At 71.8% G+C, this 19,163-nt stretch carries 19 protein-coding genes; 9 read left to right on the top strand and 10 right to left on the bottom strand.

From position 1 onward, the window contains the following. Positions 1–139: 139 nt before the first annotated feature. Positions 140–337 carry a DUF5999 family protein gene (locus AQJ54_RS25680; RefSeq protein ID WP_020140274.1) on the bottom strand — a complete coding sequence of 66 codons (198 nt, stop codon included), beginning with the start codon at positions 335–337 and terminating at the stop codon, positions 140–142. 355 nt (positions 338–692) lie between these two features. After that, on the bottom strand, positions 693–1,259 hold the full coding sequence (locus AQJ54_RS25675; protein ID WP_062026133.1) for a hypothetical protein: 567 nt from the start codon (positions 1,257–1,259) through the stop codon (positions 693–695). A 525-nt stretch (positions 1,260–1,784) separates the two neighbouring features. Between AQJ54_RS25675 and AQJ54_RS25670 the strand changes: the two genes are divergently transcribed. Beyond that, positions 1,785–3,302 carry a glutamate-cysteine ligase family protein gene (locus AQJ54_RS25670; protein ID WP_062241243.1) on the top strand — a complete coding sequence of 506 codons (1,518 nt, stop codon included), beginning with the start codon at positions 1,785–1,787 and terminating at the stop codon, positions 3,300–3,302. Between the two features lie 66 nt (positions 3,303–3,368). Here the strand turns inward: AQJ54_RS25670 and AQJ54_RS25665 are convergent, their stop codons facing one another. From AQJ54_RS25665 to AQJ54_RS25655, 3 genes are all read right to left on the bottom strand, one after another. After that, positions 3,369–4,958: a hypothetical protein gene (locus AQJ54_RS25665; RefSeq protein ID WP_248845439.1), complete on the bottom strand. Its 1,590-nt coding sequence runs from the start codon at positions 4,956–4,958 to the stop codon at positions 3,369–3,371. A 47-nt stretch (positions 4,959–5,005) separates the two neighbouring features. Then, a complete protein-coding gene (locus tag AQJ54_RS25660; RefSeq protein ID WP_062241239.1) occupies positions 5,006–5,575 on the bottom strand; it encodes a VanZ family protein in 570 nt (189 codons plus the stop codon). Positions 5,576–5,909: 334 nt separating this feature from the next. Then, positions 5,910–7,754 carry a substrate-binding and VWA domain-containing protein gene (locus tag AQJ54_RS25655; RefSeq protein WP_248845438.1) on the bottom strand — a complete coding sequence of 615 codons (1,845 nt, stop codon included), beginning with the start codon at positions 7,752–7,754 and terminating at the stop codon, positions 5,910–5,912. Between the two features lie 187 nt (positions 7,755–7,941). Between AQJ54_RS25655 and AQJ54_RS25650 the strand changes: the two genes are divergently transcribed. Continuing rightward, a complete protein-coding gene (locus AQJ54_RS25650) occupies positions 7,942–8,742 on the top strand; it encodes a CPBP family intramembrane glutamic endopeptidase (protein ID WP_062026138.1) in 801 nt (266 codons plus the stop codon). 27 nt (positions 8,743–8,769) lie between these two features. Here AQJ54_RS25650 and AQJ54_RS25645 read toward each other — a convergent pair whose 3' ends face one another. Then, positions 8,770–9,582 (bottom strand): PhzF family phenazine biosynthesis protein, encoded by an 813-nt coding sequence (locus AQJ54_RS25645; RefSeq protein ID WP_062241235.1) that lies wholly within the window; start codon positions 9,580–9,582, stop codon positions 8,770–8,772. Positions 9,583–9,767: 185 nt separating this feature from the next. Between AQJ54_RS25645 and AQJ54_RS25640 the strand changes: the two genes are divergently transcribed. The 4 genes from AQJ54_RS25640 (at position 9,768) to AQJ54_RS43825 (ending at position 13,853) form a co-directional block, all read left to right on the top strand. Next, positions 9,768–11,087, top strand: coding sequence for an NAD(P)/FAD-dependent oxidoreductase (locus tag AQJ54_RS25640; protein WP_062241233.1), 1,320 nt, complete (start codon positions 9,768–9,770; stop codon positions 11,085–11,087). A gap of 30 nt (positions 11,088–11,117) precedes the next feature. After that, positions 11,118–12,023: an RNA polymerase sigma-70 factor gene (locus tag AQJ54_RS25635; RefSeq protein ID WP_062026140.1), complete on the top strand. Its 906-nt coding sequence runs from the start codon at positions 11,118–11,120 to the stop codon at positions 12,021–12,023. A 119-nt stretch (positions 12,024–12,142) separates the two neighbouring features. Then, positions 12,143–13,039: an alpha/beta hydrolase gene (locus AQJ54_RS25630; protein WP_062241231.1), complete on the top strand. Its 897-nt coding sequence runs from the start codon at positions 12,143–12,145 to the stop codon at positions 13,037–13,039. A gap of 184 nt (positions 13,040–13,223) precedes the next feature. Then, positions 13,224–13,853, top strand: coding sequence for a PadR family transcriptional regulator (locus tag AQJ54_RS43825; RefSeq protein ID WP_028810074.1), 630 nt, complete (start codon positions 13,224–13,226; stop codon positions 13,851–13,853). An 89-nt stretch (positions 13,854–13,942) separates the two neighbouring features. Here AQJ54_RS43825 and AQJ54_RS25620 read toward each other — a convergent pair whose 3' ends face one another. Both AQJ54_RS25620 and AQJ54_RS45750 read right to left on the bottom strand, forming a co-directional pair. Then, positions 13,943–14,371 (bottom strand): type II toxin-antitoxin system Rv0910 family toxin, encoded by a 429-nt coding sequence (locus AQJ54_RS25620; protein ID WP_062026143.1) that lies wholly within the window; start codon positions 14,369–14,371, stop codon positions 13,943–13,945. A 154-nt stretch (positions 14,372–14,525) separates the two neighbouring features. Further along, entirely contained in the window at positions 14,526–14,714 is a 189-nt protein-coding gene (locus AQJ54_RS45750) for a hypothetical protein (RefSeq protein WP_159055556.1), read from the bottom strand. A gap of 198 nt (positions 14,715–14,912) precedes the next feature. On the opposite strand from AQJ54_RS45750, the gene AQJ54_RS25615 reads away from it, so the two are divergent. From AQJ54_RS25615 to AQJ54_RS25605, 3 genes are all read left to right on the top strand, one after another. Then, positions 14,913–15,515: a Clp protease N-terminal domain-containing protein gene (locus AQJ54_RS25615; RefSeq protein WP_079070013.1), complete on the top strand. Its 603-nt coding sequence runs from the start codon at positions 14,913–14,915 to the stop codon at positions 15,513–15,515. A 187-nt stretch (positions 15,516–15,702) separates the two neighbouring features. Beyond that, complete coding sequence (locus tag AQJ54_RS25610; RefSeq protein ID WP_062241227.1) at positions 15,703–16,701, top strand: EamA family transporter; 999 nt, start codon at positions 15,703–15,705, stop codon at positions 16,699–16,701. A 191-nt stretch (positions 16,702–16,892) separates the two neighbouring features. After that, complete coding sequence (locus tag AQJ54_RS25605) at positions 16,893–17,804, top strand: DMT family transporter (RefSeq protein ID WP_062241225.1); 912 nt, start codon at positions 16,893–16,895, stop codon at positions 17,802–17,804. Positions 17,805–17,845: 41 nt separating this feature from the next. On the opposite strand, the gene AQJ54_RS25600 is transcribed toward AQJ54_RS25605, so the two are convergent. Together AQJ54_RS25600 and AQJ54_RS25595 are read right to left on the bottom strand one after the other, a co-directional pair. Beyond that, on the bottom strand, positions 17,846–18,478 hold the full coding sequence (locus AQJ54_RS25600) for an FMN-binding negative transcriptional regulator (RefSeq protein ID WP_062241223.1): 633 nt from the start codon (positions 18,476–18,478) through the stop codon (positions 17,846–17,848). Beyond that, on the bottom strand, positions 18,478–19,161 hold the full coding sequence (locus AQJ54_RS25595) for a pyridoxamine 5'-phosphate oxidase family protein (RefSeq protein ID WP_062241221.1): 684 nt from the start codon (positions 19,159–19,161) through the stop codon (positions 18,478–18,480). Before AQJ54_RS25595 ends, AQJ54_RS25600 begins: the two co-directional genes overlap by 1 nt. Positions 19,162–19,163: the final 2 nt, after the last annotated feature.

The following is a 19,163-nucleotide window of genomic DNA, read 5'->3' as shown; positions in this document are numbered from 1 at the left end:
GTGGGTCCATATACAAGGCGTCACAGTAAGTGATCGGCCTCCGACATGCGTCGGGGCCGGTGCGCAGACGGTCGCTGCGAGCCGGCCCCTCAAGGTCTCCGGGCGGTACGGCGGCCAGGCCGTGGCCGCCCGGCAGTGCTCAGGCCGCCGTGGCCCCCGCGAGCGGGCGGTGCGGGGCGATGACCCGGCCGTCGGGCAGGAGCTCACCGGTGTCCTCGAAGAGCAGGACGCCGTTGCACAGCAGGCTCCAGCCCTGTTCCGGGTGGTGCGCCACGAGGCGGGCGGATTCCCGGTCGGCGGAGTCGGCGGTGGGACACGGTGGCTGGTGCTGGCACATGGGTGGGATCTTTCGCTGTGTTGTGGTCATGACGTCCCCCGTCGCGATTACTCAGTCGGAACCCAGTGTTGCCCTACGGGCGTCAATCCGCAGGTATTTCGCATCACCACTTCTTCACAGATTGGAGACGCATCACCCGGCAGGGCGGTTCATCTGAACTGCACTGTCCCTTCGGGTGGTTCGAGGGGGCCGGATAGGGCTAGTCCCCTTGGCCGCACATCGCATTTGGCTCCTTCGAGCAATTCTGCGCTCGTACGAGCGTGGCGATTTCCGTCGGCCCGATGGCGCCGGAAACGCCGACGTACCCCGCGACCCGGAATTCGGGGGCGGGGTACGAGACGGCTCGGGTGCTTCTTCAGGCCGGTGAGCTCAGCAAGGGTGCCGGCGTCAGCCGATGGGTCAGCAGTGGCAGGAGTTCGGCGGCCCGGTGCGGACGGTGGGCGGCGATGCCCGGCGGGGCCGGGGCGAGCGGGACGAGCAGGTCGGTGGCGGCGGGGGCGCCCGTGGCGGCGTCCGCCGCGCAGTCGCCGTGCAGCCACAGCGCGAGCATGTACAGGGCCGGGATCGACAGCAGTCGCGGCTGATACGGCTGCTGCATCACCTCCGCCTGCCGCAGCGCGTGTTCGGTGGACGCCAGGTACGGGCCCTCGAAGAAGTGCGAGAACGTCCAGCCGTCCGCGGTCAGCCTGGTCTCCGCCGCCGCCACCGAGCGCTCGCCGCAGCGGATCAGGAAACGCCACCCGGTCAGTCGGGTGGCGGTGCCGTCCAGTACGTGCACGGGTAGGGGCAACTCGGGTGTGACGGGTCCCTGGGCGCGCAGCAGGGACGGAGTCCGGGCCTCTCGTACGGCGGTGGGCGAGGCGAGGGCGGTGAGGACGGAACGGAGTGCGGGCGCGGGAGCCGGGGGTACATGCAGCGGCATGGTGGGTCGCCTCTCATTCGACAGGCACGATGGCGCGAGGGCGGGGGCGGACGGCGCTGTCAGCTCACGGGGTCAGAGAGGCGGGGGCCGGGGTCCGGTGACGCGGGGGCGAATGAGGATTGCCGTACGTCACCTGACGGCAGGATCCAGGACCGCGGGTGCCAACCCTCTGCCTTGTTCGCGGAGTTTATACGACAAATGTTCACACGGTGTTTCGTCTAGCCGTTTCCCTCGCGCGGGACAAGGGCTCAATCGGTCGGCGATACGCGGGAATCATCCCGAAACCGTGCCTGCTTCACGGCGGTGACCTCGGGAAATGCTCCCGAACTGGTCGGCCAATTCTCGTCGGCGTTTCTCACGAGTTCTTCAGGGAACCCGAAACTGCTGAACGCTTCATGCCGAGTGAATGTGCCACCGGTCACATCCAACAGAGTAGCGGCATCGGGGCCGCCGCGGGGACGTTACCGATCGTTCCGGCTGGGCATCATCCCACCTGACTGATGACGTATCGAGGAGGGACTCCCGATGGGGGAGAAGGTCGTGGCAGGCCGGTTCGACCTGTCCGATCGCCAGAACTACCGCGACAAGCTCCGCAGGTGTCTGACGGGGCTGGAGCGGCTCCTGGCGGAGCAGCGGTTCGATCGACCCAGGAACCTGATGGGCCTGGAGATCGAATTGAATCTGGTCGGTGCCGACGGCATGCCGAGAATGCTGAACGGGGAGGTCCTCGAACGCATCGCGAGCCGAGATTTCCAAACAGAACTCGCCATGTTCAATCTGGAAGTCAACATAGCCCCACATGGGTTGGGTGGGCGCGTATTCGACCGGCTCGCGGAGGAAATCCGTACCTCGCTGGCGTACGCCGACCGCAAAGCCGGCGAGCTCGATGCGGGAATCGTGATGATCGGCATTCTGCCGACCCTCGACCGGGACGACCTGGTCTCCTCGAACCTTTCCGACGTCGACCGCTACACCCTGCTCAACGACCAGATCGTGGCCGCGCGCGGTGAGGACTTCGTCCTCGACATCGACGGCGTGGAACGCCTCACCTGCACCTCGAAGTCCATCGTCCCGGAGGCCGCCTGCACCTCGGTGCAACTGCACCTCCAGGTCACCCCCGGCCGGTTCGCCGACGTGTGGAACGCCGCGCAGGCGGTGGCCGGGGTGCAGATAGCCGTGGGCGCCAACTCGCCCTTCCTGTTCGGGCGCGAGCTGTGGCGCGAGTCCCGCCCGCCGCTCTTCCAGCAGTCCACGGACACGCGCCCGCCCGAACTCCAGGCCCAGGGGGTCCGGCCGCGGACCTGGTTCGGGGAGCGGTGGATCTCCTCGGCGTACGACCTCTTCGAGGAGAACCTGCGCTACTTCCCGGCGCTGCTGCCGATCTGCGACGAGGAGGACCCGCTGGAGGTCCTCGACGAGGGCGGGGTGCCCTCGCTCGCCGAACTCGTCCTGCACAACGGCACGGTGTACCGCTGGAACCGACCGGTCTACGGCATCGCCGACGGAGTCCCGCACCTGCGCGTGGAGAACCGGGTGCTGCCGGCCGGGCCCACCGTCACGGACGTCATCGCCAACGCGGTCTTCTACTACGGCCTCGTCCGCGCCCTCGCCGAGGAGTCGCGGCCGGTGTGGACCCGGCTGCCGTTCGAGGCGGCCGCGGCCAACTTCGACGCGGCCTGCCGGTACGGGATCGACGCGCGGATGATCTGGCCCCGGCGCGGGCGGCACGGCGGCACGGTCGAGGTCGACGCGGTGAGCCTCGTACGCGACGAACTGCTGCCGCTGGCCGAGCAGGGGCTGGCCGGGTGGGGCATCGAGCCCGCCGACCGGGACCTGTATCTCGGGGTGATCGAGGAGCGGTGCCGGCGGCGGACCAACGGGGCGTCCTGGCAGGCGGCGACCTTCCACCGGGCGCTGGAGGCGGGAATGTCACGGGACGCGGCGCTCGCCGCGACGACCCGGCGTTACCGGGAGCTGATGCACCAGGGCGAGCCGGTGCACACGTGGCCGGTGGGGTTGCCGGAGCCGGTGCCCTTGGGGTGACGGGGTCGGACGCAGCCAGGGCGGTGTTCTCGCGCGAGAACACCGCCCTGGCCAATGTGCCGCCGGTCAGCGGTGGCTGTGCTGCCGCGTCCTCCGTGCCGTGAGGAACACCAGCGCGCCGCCCGCCACCAGCAGCGCGGCGACGCCCGTGCGCAGCAGGACGCCGTCCGTGCCCGTGGCGGCGAGTCCGCCGCCCGTCGTCGTGCCGCCGCTCCCGGTGCCCGCGCCGGAGCCGGAGGGGCTCGCCGTGGCCGACGGGGACGGGGTGCCGGACGGCGATGCGGAGGTGCTGGGCGACGGGCTCGGCGAGCCGTCGGCCTGCACCGCGATCACCGCGGTGTCGTTCGCCGTGTCGTCGTCACGGTTGGGGTAGTCGGGGTTCTCCACCGCCTTGACGCTGCCCTGCGCGCCGGGGACGACCCGGTCGATCCGCACCGTGAACTCCTGGGTCACCGCGTCACCCGGGCCGAACTCCGTGCTGGCGATGGCGCAGGTGTAGCTCTTCGCTCCGGCCTTGCGCGGGGTGCAGTTCCACAGCGGCCCGGGGTCGCCCTGCTCGTCGGGGCCGGGGGCGCCGGTGATGGTGGTGCCGGCGGGCGGGGTCACCACGAAGGTGCCGGAGTCGTCGGCGTCCATCCAGCGGAAGTCCATCAGGCCCGGTCCGGCGTTGCGCACACCGACGGTGATGCTCACGGTGTCGCCGACCTTGCCCTCGACGGTGTCACCGATGGCCTGGTAGTCGGCGTGCTGGGAGGTGGCGAAGGTGCCGTACCCGGAGCCGGTGAAGCCGGAGCCGGGGGTGACGGACTTCAGGCCGAGCGGGGCACCGGTGCCGACCGCGGGGAAGTCGGTCGGGTCGAAGGAGTCGGGCGCGGTGCCGCCGACCGGCCACACGACGTAGGTGTTGTAGCCGTACATCGTCTCCGTGGCGGCGGTGTAGCGCAGCGGAGCGTTCGTCTCGTAGGCCGAGCCGGGCGCGATCGAGGTGTCGAACCGGCACCAGGCGCCGGCGTCGGGCCGGTCCGAGTAGTGGCAGTTGGAGTGGTCGCGGGCGAGCTTGACGCCCTCGGAGTCCTGGACCAGCAGCATGACGCCCTTGTCGGCGGGGGCGGTGCCGGTGTTGGCGAAGGCCGGGGTGCGCTCGAAGACGGCGTCGGGCGCGATGTCCTTCAGCGCCGGGTAGGGCCGGGCGACGAGCTTCGGGCCGCCGACCAGGACGTCCGTCCTCCCGGTCACGGTGGGCGCGTCGGAGGCGGTGGCCGTGTAGGTGATCGCGCCGGTGTCACCCGCCTTGGCGGCCGCCGTGGGCTTGAGGAGGAACGGGTCGATCGACTCCTTGCCCGACAGCGCGCCCACCGAGCACGTCACCTTGAGGGCCCCGGTGCTCTCGCAGTCCCCCGTGACCACCATCGTCGCCTTCCCGGCGAGGGAGGAGGCGTCGACCGCGACCGAGACGTCGTGGGCGTCCCCGCCCGAGGCGGTGACGGCGAGGTTCAGGTTGGGGCCCTCGCCCGCGGTGGGCAGGTAGTAGTTCTCCTGGGTGTCCAGGACGAGCGTCGTTCCGGCGGCGTGCGCGGCCGGGGTCACGACCGCGAGGACGGCCGTCGCGAAAGCGGCGGCAGCCGCTGTCCGCCAAGATCTGGATGTCGTCAGCACGCTACATGGACACGCCAGGAGACTCGAAGGTTGCATCCGAGGGGCCGTCAGTTGACAGCCGGGGTGCGTTCCTTCTCTCTCGCGGGCGTCCCGCCGCTGCCGGCGTGCCACCAGCGGCGGGACGCCAGTGCGGCCAGTCCGGCGCCGGCGGTGTTGAGCAGGACGTCGTCGACGGACGACACCCGGTCCAGGTGCAGGACGTACTGAGCCGTCTCGACCAGGATCGAGCAACCAGCCCCGAGCGCGAGAACCCGCCGCAGCGATGCCAGTGCCGTGAACCGCAGCGGGCCGAGGGAACCCAGCGCCGCGAACACCAGCAGGTTGCCGACGATCTGGCCTGCGTCCATCGAGAGCAGGTCCCGCAGCGGCACCAGGTTCACGACCGCCCGCCCTTCGTCGCCCGGCAGCAGGATCAGCCAGACCGGCGGCACGGTCCCGTGGACGATGCCGACCTCGGCGACCGACCTGCGCCACGCGTCGGCCCTCCTGGCGCCGGCGAGCCTGCGCCGACGGGCCAGAGCCCACGCCACCAGCGCCGTCACCGGCAGCGCGGCGACCGTGAGGAGCACTACTCCGGTGAACGTACCGACCCAGCCGTGCCAACTTTCGAGCCGCACCCCGTCACCTCTGATTCCGTCCGGTCGTCTTCAGCCTTCAGGAGTCTCACCGGCGGGGTGTATCGGGGGCGTATCGGATGGATCGGCAGCCAAGAGGGCGACGGGGTGTCGGATGGGCGGCTGGGCGGCGGCGTACAGGGCGGTGGCGTGTCGAATGGGCGGTGGCGTGTCGGATGGGCGGCGGCGTGCAGGGCGGTGGCGTGTCGGATGGGCGGCGGCGTGCAGGGCGGTGGCGTGTCGGATGGGCGGCGGCGTGCAGGGCGGTGGCGTGTCGGATGGGCGGCGGCGTGTCGGACGGATCGGTGGCGTTTCGGACGGCGGTCGAGGCCGACGATCAGCCGCTGCCGCTGCCGCTGCCGCTGCCGCTGCCGCTGCCGCTGCCGCTGCCGCTGCCGCTGCCGTTGCCGCTGCTCTGGGCTCCCGCCGCCACGATCGCCTTCAGGATGACCGTGTGGATCTGGGACGGGTCGTTGACCTGTTGGCCCGAGCCGCGGGTGGCCCCGGCCAGCTGCTGGGCCTCGGCCCGGTCGGCGTCGGGGCCGACCGCGATGACGATGAGGGGGACGGGGCGCTCGCGGTCGGAGAGCCTCTCGAGTTCGGAGATCAACTTCGCCCGCGAGATGCTTCCCGGGTCCTCGTTGACACCGTCGGTCAGGATCACCAGCGCGTTGAACTTGCCCCGGGCGTAGGAGGAGGTCGCCGACCGGTATGCGGCGAGCGTGGTGTCGTACAGCCCCGTCGCCCCGCCCGGCACCGGCTTCAGCCCCCCGAACGCCGCCGACAGGCGCTCGCGTTGGGTGCCGGCGCCGCTTCCGCCCCCGCTGCCGCCCAGCCGCCGCGTCGGCACCAGGACCTTGTAGTCCTTGTCGCCGTCGAGCTTGGTGGAGAACTCCCACAGACCGATCTCGTCCTCCTGGGTGAAGGTCGAAAGGGCTTGGAGGAGGGACTCCTTGGTGACGTCCATCCGGGAACGGCCGGTGCCCGGAACCGTCTCGGACATGGACGCGGACGCGTCGACCACCGTCGTGATCCGCGCGCTCTGCACGGTGATCGTCCAGGTGCCGAGCGCCTGCTGGAGGGCCGCCGCTGAGGCGGGCTCGACTGCGGCCGCCGTATACGGCTGCGGCACCTTCCCGCCGGCCTTCGCGACCAGGGAGGACGACACCTGGTCGTCGGACGTCCTGAACCCCCGTTCCGTCAGCAGCTGTTCCTGCTCGGGCCTGCGCAGATACGTCATGAACCGGATCGCCGCGCGGCTCTCGTCCGTGCTCAGCCGGGTCTGGTCGACGAGCGCGTACGGGTAGTCCAGCCGGGGTGAACCGTCCTTCGGGTAGAAGAAGTCGAGTCCGTCCCCGGAGTCCGTCGAGGAGTTGTGCGCGAACGCCGCCTGTTCGGACAGGACCAGGGCCTGGTTGCGCCGCGGGTTGCCCTGCTCGGTGCCGGAGGCGCCCCGGGGGAGCGTCTCCACCACCTGGCCGTCGCTGTCCGAGATGCGCTGCGAGAGCGACTTCATCATCGCCGCCGCCCGGGTCTCCCCGCCCTTGCCCTGCCCGGCCGCGTCACTGAGCCGGGTGAGGGCGAGCAGTCCGGTCGCACTGCGCGCGGGATCGGCGGCGCCCAGCCTGAGGGAGTCGTCCTTCAGGGTGGCGCCGGCCAGCTCCAGCCAGCCGTACGTCTTCTTCGGCCAGCCCAGCGAGCGCGCGGCGGACGGCACCATCGCCACCCCGACCGGGCTGGAGGCCACGTTCCCGACCCGTGCCACCTCCGTCGCACCGCCGTCCGTGTCGATCTGCTCCACCCACACGTCCGAGTCCGGCACCCACACCTGGGCGCCCGGGTCCTTGCCGGCCGCGAGGGTGTCCCGGACCCTGTACGACTCTCGTGCGGTCACCGAGATGTCGACGCAGCGGCCGTCCGAGGTGAGGTTCTCGTCGTGGGCCCGCTCCGCGGCGGCTCGCAGGGCCGGGGCCACGTCGGGGGAGGCGGCGACCTCCAGCCGTACCGCCTCGTCCCGGCAGGAGGAGCCGAAGGAGAGCAGACCGCCCTGGACGGCGGCGGCCGTACCGCCGGCGGCGGCCAGGGCGAGCGCCGTCGCGATGCCCACGGTCCGGCGGCGTGAGCGTGGACGGGGGTCGCTGCCGCCCGCCCCATACTGATCGGGCAAGCTGTGACGTCCCATGACGGTGGTGCCCTCCCCTGTCGCTCGCTCCGTACCGGCACGGCCGTGCAGGGCAGGACAGGGGCGGTGAACCCCGTACGGCGTCCGTCCCCCCGACGGCCTGGCGCACGATCTTCGTAACTTCTTTCGAAGGACCCTAGCGGGGCGGTGGTGGGGATGAGGCTGGATTACTCAACTGGAGGCAGGTGTGCAGGCGGAGGAAGGGGCAGTGGCCGATTCTTTTCCGCAGCGGGCGCTCTCACGGAAGTTCTTCCGTGACGAGACGCTGCTCGTTCTGGGGCTTTCGCTCGGTGCGAGCGGTGTGTCCGCGCTGATCAGTTTTGTCGGATCGGTCACCAAACCGGGGGGACTCAAGGACCAGGCGGCGACCCTCAACGCCTCGGCCGCGCCCGGCCGTCCCTGGCTGGATCTCGCCTGGCAGCTCTTCGGGATCGCGTCGGCCCTGGTCCCCGTCCTCCTGGTCGCGCACCTTCTGCTGCGCGAGGGCGAGAGCCTCAGGACCCTGGGCTTCGACCGCACCCGGCCTGGGTTCGACCTCGTGCGCGGGGCCGGGATCGCGGCCGTGATCGGCAGTACCGGAATCGCCTTCTACCTGGCCGCGCGGGGGCTCGGCTTCAATCTCACGGTGGTGCCCGAGGCGCTTCCCGACGTCTGGTGGAAGTACCCGGTGCTGATCCTCTCGGCGATGCAGAACGCGATCCTCGAAGAGGTGATCGTGGTCGGCTACCTGCTGCGGCGGCTCGGTCAGCTGGGCTGGACCCCGGGGACGGCACTGGTGGCCAGTTCCGTGCTGCGCGGCAGCTACCACCTGTACCAGGGCGTCGGCGGGTTCATCGGCAACATGGTGATGGGCGTGGTGTTCGTCTACCTGTACCGGCGCTGGGGGCGGGTGGGGCCCCTGGTGGTGGCGCATTCCCTGCTCGACATCGGGGCGTTCGTGGGGTACGCGCTGCTCGCGGGGAAGGTGGGCTGGCTGCCTACGGCGTGACTCGGGGGAGCGGCCTGTTCCTGGCACTCAGGTGAGCAGCTCGCCCTCGATGACCGTGACCGCGCGACCCGTCAACAGGGTGCGCTCGCCGCGCAGGTCGGTGCACACACGGCCCGAGCGGGGTGAGGCCTGGAGTCCCGTGAGTGTCGTACGGCCGAGGCGCCGCGACCAGTAGGGGGCCAGGGCGGTGTGGGCGCTGCCGGTGACCGGGTCCTCGTCGATGCCGACGTTCGGGAAGAAGCAGCGGGAGACGAAGTCGTAACCCAGCTCCGGGTTCTCGGCGCGTGCGGTGGCGATGATGCCCCTCTCCGAGTAGGCGGCGAGCGCCTTGAGATCAGGGTGCAGGGCGTGGACCGTCTTCTCGTCGCCCAGTTCGAGCAGCAGGTCGCCGATGTTCGGGCCGGTGTCGAACGCCGTGAGCGGTTCGGCGCCCAGCGCTTCGGCGACCCCCGCGGGGGTCGCCACCGGGGTGAGCGGGGCCGTCGGGAAGTCCAGGGTGATCGAGCCGTCCTCGGCCGGTGTGGCGACGAGGACCCCGCTGCGGGTGGCGAACCGCACCGGGCCCGCGTGGACGCCGGTGGTGTGCAGGACGTGGGCCGTGGCGAGGGTGGCGTGGCCGCACATGGCCACCTCGGTGGCGGGCGTGAACCACCGCAGCGCCCAGTCGGCCTCGCCGCCCCCGGGGAGCCGGTGGGCGAAGGCCGTCTCGGCGTGGTTGACCTCCAGGGCGATGTTCTGGAGCCGGTCGTCGTCCGGGAAGGCATCGTCCAGGAGCAGGACCCCGGCCGGGTTGCCGGCGAAGGGACGGTCGGTGAAGGCGTCGACGATTCGGATGCGCATGGGCCGACAGTAGGGGCGGATTGGCCTGGAGAAAAAGGCCAATCCGGTGCGACTGGACCGACTTTCTCGACCCCAGAAGTGATCTGGGTCACATCCTGTCACGGTGGTCCGCCGCCCGGTGTCTTGATGCCGAACCCCTTGAGGGACGACCTCGAGGCGGACGCATCCGACACCAAGGAGACACCATGAACACCGAGGTCCTCGTGATCGGTGGCGGCTACGCGGGCGTCATGGCGGCCAACCGGCTGACCCTGCGCGACGACGTGACGGTGACCCTGATCAACCCGCGCCCGGACTTCGTCGAGCGGATCCGGCTGCACCAGCTGGTGGGCGGCACGCACCCCGCGGTCGTCGAGTACCGGAAGGTCCTCGCCGAGGGGGTCCGGCTGGTCGTCGACACGGTGTCGCGGATCGACGCCGACGGGCGCGAGGTGGCGCTCGCGAGCGGCGGCACGCTCGGCTACGACTACCTGGTCTACGCGGTGGGCAGCGGCAGCGCCGACCCGAGCGTGCCGGGAGCGGCCGAGTTCGCCCACCCGATCGCCACCCTGGAGGACGCCGAGCGGCTGCGTCCCCTCGTCGAGACGGTCTCCGCCGCGGCCCCGGTGACGATCGTCGGCGCCGGTCCGACCGGCATCGAGACCGCCGCCGAACTGGCGGAGCAGGGCCACGCCGTGACCCTGGTCTGCGGCGGAGTGCTCGGCCCCTACCTGCACCGGAAGGGCCGGCGCTCGGTCGCCCGCCGACTCGCCGGGCTCGGCGTGACGGTGGTGGAGGGCGTGCGGGTGACCGCCGTGAGCGGCGATTCCGTATGGCTCTCCGACGGCCGTACGCTCCCCAGTGCGCTGACCGTCTGGACCGTCGGCTTCGGCGTGCCCGACCTGGCCGCGCGCAGCGGGCTGACCACCGACGCGCTGGGGCGGCTGCTCACCGACGAGACCCTGACCAGCGTGGACGACGAGCGCATCGTGGCGGCCGGGGACTCGGCGGCGCCCTCGGACCTGCCGCTGCGCATGAGCTGCCAGGCCGCGATCCCGCTGGGCGCGCGCGCCGCCGACACCGTCCTCAGCCGGATCGAGCAGGGGGTGCCGGCGCCCCTCAACGAGGCGTTCGCCGGTCAGTGCATCAGCCTCGGCCGAGGTGCCGGGATCTTCCAGTTCGCTCGCCGCTCCGACGTCGCGGTGGGGGTCCACATCGGCGGTCGTCCCGGCGCGCGGGTGAAGGAGTTCGTGTGCCAGGGCATCATCAAGCACCTCGCGGGTGAGGCGGGCAAGCCCGGTTCGTACCGGCTGCACAAGGTCTCGGGCGGCCCCGCGCGACAGGCGCAGCTCGACGCCCGGCGCGCGGAGACCGCGGCGGCCTCAAAGAGCACGACCGCTTCCGAGAGCACGACCGCTTCGGAGAGCACGACCGCTTCGGAGAGCGCGACCGCTTCGGAGAGCGCGACCACCGGGGAGACCGCGACCACTGCGGGGACCGCGACCACCGTCGAACAGATGGTCTGATCCGCTTGCGATCGGGGGAAGGACCGGAACATGACTGATCACGCCACCGACACGTTCGTGGCCCACCGCAACCTGCTCTTCACCGTCGCCTACGAGATGCTCGGATCGGCGGCCGACGCGGAGGACGTCCTTCAGGAGACCTGGATGCGATGGGTCAAGGTGGACCTGGAGCGGGTGCAGGACCCGCGCGCCTACCTGGTCCGCATCACCACCCGGCAGGCCCTCAACCGGCTGCGGAGCATGACGCGTCGCAAGGAGGCCTACGTCGGCCAGTGGCTGCCCGAGCCGCTGATCACGGCGCCGGACGTGGCCGAGGACGTGGAGCTGTCCGAGAGTCTGTCGATGGCGTTGATGTGCGTCCTGGAGACCTTGTCCCCGACGGAGCGCGCGGTGTTCGTGCTGCGCGAGGTCTTCGACGTGGACTACGACGAGATCGCGGCCGCCGTGGAGAAGAGCCCCGACGCGGTGCGCCAGATCGCGCACCGCGCCCGTCGGCACGTCGACGCGCGCCGCCCGCGCAGAACGGCCTCCGCGAGTGAGACCCGGGCCGCGGTGGAGTCGTTCCGGCTCGCGCTGGAGACCGGGGACCTGCAAGGACTGCTCGACGTGCTCGCGCCCGACGTGGTCCTGGTCAGCGACGGCGGCGGCATCAAGCAGGCGGCGATGCGGCCGGTCGTCACCGCCGACAAGGTCGCCCGCTTCATCTTCGGCGGCATCGCCAAGTTCACCGTCTCCTTCACCTGCGAGCCGACCGTGGTCAACGGCAGCCCGGCGCTCGTGCTCCACGTCAACGGCGAGATGGACGGCGTCCTCGCGGTGCAGGTGGAGGACGGGCGGATCAGCGGGATGTACTACGTACGGAACCCGGAGAAGCTGACGCGGGTGGGGGCGGAGACCCGGTTGACCTTGGAGCCCGGGGAGCCGGGGGTCGGCTGACCGTGAGCCCCGGGGCCCATGTCGAAGGCGGAGCGGCACCGACTGTTGCGCGATGAGCGGTCAGGCCCCCATTATCAGGAATCCTGTTACTTTAAATTTGTAGCGATGGGTGTCCTGTCATGCCGCTCAGCCCCCGAATCCAGGCCAGAGGGATCCAGCTCCTGCTGGGCCGGGTCATGGCCCGGGTCCACAAGGACCTCCGCTTCACCGACATCCCGGCGTACACCGAGACCCTCCGGGTGCAGACCGGCGCCGGCCCGGTGAAGTGCACCGTCTACCGCCCCACGGGCACCGCCGCCGACGCGCCCGCCCCCGTGTACGTCAACTTCCACGGGGGCGGGTTCGTGGTGGCCCGCCCCGAGCAGGACGACCACCTCTGCCGCTACATCGCGGCGACCGCCGGCTGTGTCGTGGTCAACGTGGACTACGCCGTCGCGCCGCAGCGGCCGTACCCGGCCGCCGTGACCCAGGCCTACGACGTCACCGCGTGGATCGCCGGAAACGGCGCCGGGGGCGGCTGGGACGGCTCGCGCCTCGCCGTCGGCGGACACAGCGCCGGGGGCAATCTGACCGCTGCGGTGTGCCGCCTGGCCAGGGAGCGGGGCACCTTCACGCCTCGGCTCCAGATCATCGACTCGGCCCCGCTGGACCAGTTGACCGACCCGGCGACCAAGCGGTCACTCGTCGCCAAGCCGCTGCTGTCCCCGCAGCTCATGCGGATCTTCACGGCGGCCTACGTCCCGGACCCCGCCGACCGCGCCCACCCCCTGGTCTCGCCCGGTCTCGCCGACGACCTGGCCGGCCTTCCGCCCGCGCTGGTCATCACGGCGGAGAACGACCGCCTGCGCGACGAGGGCGACGCCTACGCGAAGGCCCTGGAGGCCGCGGGCGTCCCGGTCACCCACCGCGTCTTCGAGGGTGTGGACCACTACTTCACCCACGTGGGCCCGGCGCCGAGCGGGAGAGCGGCGATCGACCTGATGGCGAGCAGTCTGCGGGCTGCACTGGGCAGTTGAGGCGCTCGGGTCGGCGGGTTTCCCGACCTGGGCGAACGCTGCCGACCCGGTGCCCGTGCACGCGCTCCCGTCGGCCAACGCACGACAACGCACGAGAACTCCGTCGCCGGGCCTTGCCATGCGAACTCTTCCGATATATCGTTGAAGCATCGCGACAGATCAACGATGGAATGGAGTGATTGCGATGCGTTCCCACGGATTCGAGCGTGGACATGGTGGAGCCGGTCGTCAGGGCCGAGGTGGCTTCGAGGGACGGCGTGGTGCCTTCGGGCCGTTCGGTCCCGGAGGGCCCGGTGGTCCCGGTGGACCCTTCGGCGGGCCGGGGTTCGGCCCAGGGCCCTGGGGCCCGAGGGGGAGGGGCGGACCCAGGGGAAGGGCGCGGCGCGGTGACGTACGGGCCTCGATCCTGGCCCTGCTGAAGGACCGGCCCATGCACGGTTACGAGATGATCCAGGAGATCGCCGAGCGCAGCGGCGGGGCGTGGAAGCCCAGCCCCGGCTCGGTGTACCCCACCCTCCAGCTGTTGGAGGACGAGGGGCTGATCGCCAGCGAGAGCGAGGGCGGCAAGAAGCTGTTCTCGCTCACCGAGGCCGGCCGTACCGCTGCCGACGAGGGCCCCGACGCGCCCTGGGAGGAAGCCTCCCGCGGCATCGACTTCGAGGCGCTCGGTGAGATCCGCCAGGCCGGCTTCGGCCTGATGGAGGCCTTCGGCCAGGTCTGGAAGACCGGCAACAAGGAGCAGCGCGACAAGGCGGTGGCCGTCATCAACGAGGCCCGCAAGAAGCTGTACCTCATCCTCGCCGACGAGGACTGACGGTCGTACGGCGGTCCAAGGGCGCCCAGTGGAGAGATCCGCGGGGCGCCCTTCGCGTGCGGGCCGCTCACTTCATGCTCACTCCGGGCTCACTCCACCAGTCCGGCAAGCTTCCGCAGGGACTCGTTCAGTGCCGCGGTCCCCGAGTCCTTGAGCTTGCCCGCCATCAGGGACACGGCGGCGCCGGTGAACTCCCCGTCGATGCGGACGTCGGTGGCGTCGCCGTCGGGGGTCAGTGTGTAGCGCGTGGCCACGCTCACCGCCATCGGACCCTTGCCCCGGATGGCCAGCAGCCGGGCCGGCTCCACCTGGTCGACGGTCCACTCGACCTCGGCGGGGAAGCCCATCAGCTTCATGTTTTCCTGGAAGGTCGCGCCCACTTCGAGCACCGCGGGGCCGCCCTTGGGGAAGCTGGTGTGGGTGGCGTTCCACTCCCCGTACGAGGACCAGTCCGTGAGCTGGGCCCAGACCTTGTCCGCGGGTGCCTGGACGAGTGCCTCCGCGCTGATTTCCGCCATGCGGCCACCTCTTCGTGTCGGGCTGTGGTGTCGCGGAAAGTAGCCGCAGGCGTCGCAACATTCAATACTGATGAACCGTCAGGAAATGACCGTCAGGAAATGGCCGTAGGGAAATGACCGTCAGAAAGGCCGGACCCGGCTCGGGAACGCCGGTTCAGCGGACCGGCCGTATCGTCGCGGCGTCGAAGAGGTCCCACGCGCGCGGGTACGTGCTCTCGTCGTGGCAGTGCCAGGCCTGCCAGAACAGGTCGGCGGGCCGTGCGTCCTCCGGGGCGTACACCCGGTACACGTACTGCTTGCCGTCCACGGCCGGCAGGGCCACCAGCCAGCTCCCGCTCTCCACGCCTGTGGGGGACGAGTGGCCTCGCATCGCGGTTGCGCCGGGGGCGCAGGGCGAGGCGGCGCGCGCCCACCGGGGCACCAGCGCCTGATCTCCTCCCTGAGGAGGAGATTTCGGCCCCTCGGGTCCGCTCTGCGTGGGACGCGGAAATGCTTCGCCTCGGCGATGACGCGCCGGGGTGGGGCTGATGAGGTGGGGGATGTGCACCCCCGTATCCCCCGGCAGTCGGCCCGCGACCAGGACCGCCCGCCGCAGGTCGCCCCCGACGGCGACGCAAGGCTCAGCGCGGAACTGGCAGCGGTCGTCTCCGGCGCCCGCAGGCGCGCCCTCCGGGACGGGGACCGGCAGGTCGACACGGCCCATCTGCTGCACTCCCTGCTGGACGCCGACCCGGAGGCCTGTGCCGTCTTCGAGGACGAGCCCCATCTGCCGCGGCTGCTCGGGTACCTCGTGCAGCGCAGCATCGGCTACGGACTGCGCTGGCAGGGCACGGTCGAGGACTCCGGCGCCGTTCCCGTCGTGACCGCGCCTGGAACCCTCGGCGCCGACCCCGTCACGGCTGCGGCCGAGGGCTTCTCGCCGCTCGGCGCCGAGGCCATGGAGTACGCCCGGGTCCGGGCCGGGCACCGCGACGGCGGCCCGGCCCGGGGCGTCGACCTGCTGGCGGCGATCCTGGTGGACCCCGGGTCCCGGGCCGTGGAGGTGCTGGCCCGCGCCGGGATCGACGCCGGGGAGGTGCGCGCACGGCTCGACGGCCTGCTGCCGGGAGGCCTGGGGGGCCGGCCTGGGCGCAGGGATCGCTAGGGGCGTCCCACGCGGCCCGTCCGGCACGGGAGCGCCCCGCGGCCCATCCGCGCGTCCCATAGCCCGCCCGGCACGGGAGCGTCCCGCGGCCCATCCGCGCGTCCCACGGCGCATCCGGCACGGTCCATCCGATGAGACAGGAGTCAACGGGGGTGACGCTCATGTCCTCCCCTGTCATCATGGGTCGGTGCATACCTCTGAGAGCAGCAGGGCCGGTGACGGCAAAGGCGCAGGACTCGGTCTCGCGCTGGTGTCCGCGCTCGCCTTCGGTGGATCCGGGGTCGCGGCCAAGCCGTTGATCGAGGCGGGCCTCGACCCGCTCCACGTGGTGTGGCTGCGGGTGGCGGGCGCCGCCCTCGTCATGCTGCCGCTGGCCGTACGCCATCGCGCGCTGCTGCGCAGCCGTCCCGCCCTGCTCGCCGGGTTCGGCCTGCTGGGCGTGGCCGGCGTCCAGGCGTTCTACTTCGCCTCGATCTCCCGGATCCCCGTCGGGGTCGCCCTGCTCGTGGAGTACCTCGCGCCCGCCATGGTGCTCGGCTGGGTGCGGTTCGTGCAGCGGCGGCAGGTCACCCGGGCCGCCGCACTCGGCGTGGTCCTCGCGGTCGGCGGACTCGCCTGTGTCGTCGAGGTCTGGTCGGGACTGAGCTTCGACGCCCTCGGGCTGCTCCTCGCGCTCGGCGCCGCCTGCTGCCAGGTCGGCTACTTCGTCCTGTCCGACCAGGGCAGCGACAGCGGCCGGCAGGCCCCCGACCCGCTGGGCGTGATCGCGTACGGCCTCCTCGTCGGCACCGCCGTCCTGACCGTCGTCGCCCGTCCGTGGACCATGGACTTCACCGTCCTCACCCACCGCGCCGACATGAACGGCACCCCGGTCGCCGCCGGGCTGCTGCTCGGCTGGATCGTGCTGGTGGCCACCGTCCTCGCCTACGTCACCGGCGTGGTCTCGGTGCGCAGGCTCTCCCCGGCGATAGCGGGAGTGGTGGCCTGCCTCGAGGCGGTCGTCGCGACCGTGCTCGCCTGGGTGCTGCTCGGCGAGCACCTCTCGGCACCGCAGATCGTGGGCGGCGCGGTCGTGCTCCTCGGCGCCTTCATCGCGCAGTCCTCGACCCCGGCCAAGGGCGCCCTGGAGCCGGTCGCCACCGGCGGCGCCGAAACCCGGTTGTCCGCCCGGGAGAATGCCGCCTAGGCTTCGGGACCATGCACACGCCCCTTCTCGTCACCCCGCCTCCGGCCGCCTGAGGCGGGCCCTCCGGAGTCCACGCCCGGCGACCCGCCGGGCGTGACGGTGCTGCCCGCAGACGAAGTCCGCGGACCCCGCCGATGTGCGGGCGTCCTTTCCGAACTTCCGCGCTGTCGCGCGTCTGCGGAGAGAAACACGTGTCGCATGCTTCCTCAGGCCTGCCCACCGGGCGAGGCCTTCTCTACCTGATCATCGCCGGTACCACCTGGGGCACCGCGGGAGCGGTCGCCTCCCTCGTCTACCGCACCAGTGACCTGGGCCCGGCTGCCCTGTCCTTCTGGCGCTGCGCGACCGGCCTGGCGGTCCTGCTCGCCGTCCGCATCGCCCGGCCACGCGCGCGGACGACCGTCTCGGAGCCCCTGGCCCGGCGGGCACTGCGCGTCGGCGGCTCGGGCGTCGCACTCGCGGTGTTCCAGACCGCCTACTTCGCCGCCGTACGGTCCACCGGACTGGCCGTGGCCACCGTCGTCACGCTGGGCGCGGGCCCCGTCCTCAGCGCGCTCGGCGCACGGCTGGTCCTGGCGGAGCGGCTCGGCCGGAGCGGAGCCGTCGCCGTCGTGGGCGCGCTCGCCGGACTCGGCGTGCTGACGCTCGGCGGCGCGGGGGCGGCCGTACGCCCGCTGGGTGTGTTTCTCGGGCTGCTCTCGGCGGCGGGGTGCTGTGTGATGACCCTGATCACGCGCGCAGGCGACGGGGAGTCCACCGGTACGTCCATCGGGGTGTTCGCGGTCACCAGCCTGTGCCTGCTGCCGTTCGCGGTGGCCGAGGGACTGGTCCCGCACACCGGTCAACCCGCCCTGCTGCTGGGCCTGTTGGCGTATCTGGCGACGGTGCCGACCGCCCTCGCCTACGGTCTCTACTTCGCGGCCGCCGCGGTCGTGCGGCCCACCACCGTCTCCGTGGTCATGCTGCTCGAACCGGTGAGCGCGGCGGTGCTGGCCGTGCTGCTGTTCGGTGAGCACCTCACGGTGACGACTCTGGTGGGCACCCTGCTGATGCTGGGCGCGGTCGCGGGGCTGGCGGTGACGGAGGCGCGCGTGGCCGCGTGACGCGGCGAAGGGGCCCCGCAGTGGCCGAAGGGCCCCTTCGCTCAAGCGCCTTGCCGGCGCAGCAGATGCTCCCGTGCCGCCGCGTCCCCCGGACCGCCCCGGTCCGCCAGGCCCTCCGCGATCCGGTCCCGCACCTGCTCGGTCCGCTTGCCGGCGTACTTGAACTTCGCCCGCACCTGGGTCACTTCGAGCCGCAGGCCCCGAATGCCCGACAGCATCCGTCCGTACGGCACCTCGCCCACCGCCACCTCGGCGGAGCCGCCCTCCGGCTGGAAGTGGCCGACCTGGAGGTTCAGCAGCGCGGCCTTCTCGGCCGGGTCGTCCACCACATGGGCCCGGCAACGGAGTTGGACGGCCGCGTAGAAACTCGTCGGGGTGCCGTGGGCGGCGGGGCCGTCCGGGTCCGCCTGCCAGGGGCCGGGGATGTAGGCGTAGTCGTCGACCACGCTCAGCACGACCTCGGGGTTCGCCTCCAGCGCGCTCCACAGCGGGTTGGGCCGCGCCAGGTGGGTCAGAGCCTCGCCGCGCCCGGGGTCGTAGAAGAAGTGCAGGGGCTGGACGAACGGCGGTTCGCCCGCGGGCCCGTTGACGGCCAGCTGGCCGAAGTCGTGGACGGGGAGCCACTGTTGCCACTCCGCGTCGGACCCGGGTGCGTCCCAGGGGTGGATCAGCATCACAGGGCCGTCAGGTAGCCGGGGACCTCGGTGCCGGGGGCCAGGTCGCCGTCGGCGACGGGGGAGCCGTAGCCCTTGCGCAGCGGGAGGACGCCGGCCCAGTGGGGGAGGGCGAGGTCCTCGGGCTCGTCGTTGACCCCGCCGGTGCGGAGCTTGGCGGAGACCTCGTCGAGGTCGAGGCGGATCACGGCGGTCGCGGCCAGTTCCTTCTTGTTGGCGGGGCGGGAGTCCTGGGCGCGGCCCGGGACCACGTGGTCGACCAGGGCGTCGAGGGCGAGGCGCTTCTCCTCGGGGTCCGTGACGTCGTGGGCGAGGCCGTGCACCACCACCGACCGGTAGTTGATGGAGTGGTGGAAGGCCGAGCGGGCCAGGATCAGCGCGTCGACGAGCGTGACCGTCAGGCACACCGGCAGCCCGGGGTCGGCCTGGCCGGTCATCCGCAGCGGGCGCGAGCCGGTGGAGCCGTGGACGTAGAGCCGCTCGCCGACCCGGCCGTAGAGCGTGGGCAGCACCACCGGCGCGCCGTCCCGGACGAAGCCGAGGTGGCAGACGTAGCCCTCGTCGAGTATCGAGTGCACCAGGTCCTTGTCGTACGAGGCCCGGTCGGCGGAGCGCGTCGGGACGGTGCGGTCGGTCGGCGCGTAGGCGGTCGGCTCCGGCGTGGTCGCGGTGGTCCCCTGCATTG

The organism is Streptomyces griseorubiginosus, assembly GCF_001514195.1.
GTDB classification, from domain to species: Bacteria; Actinomycetota; Actinomycetes; order Streptomycetales; family Streptomycetaceae; genus Streptomyces; species Streptomyces griseorubiginosus.
The sequence above is the reverse complement of the archived record's forward strand: the minus strand, read 5'-3'. Positions and strand labels throughout refer to the sequence as shown.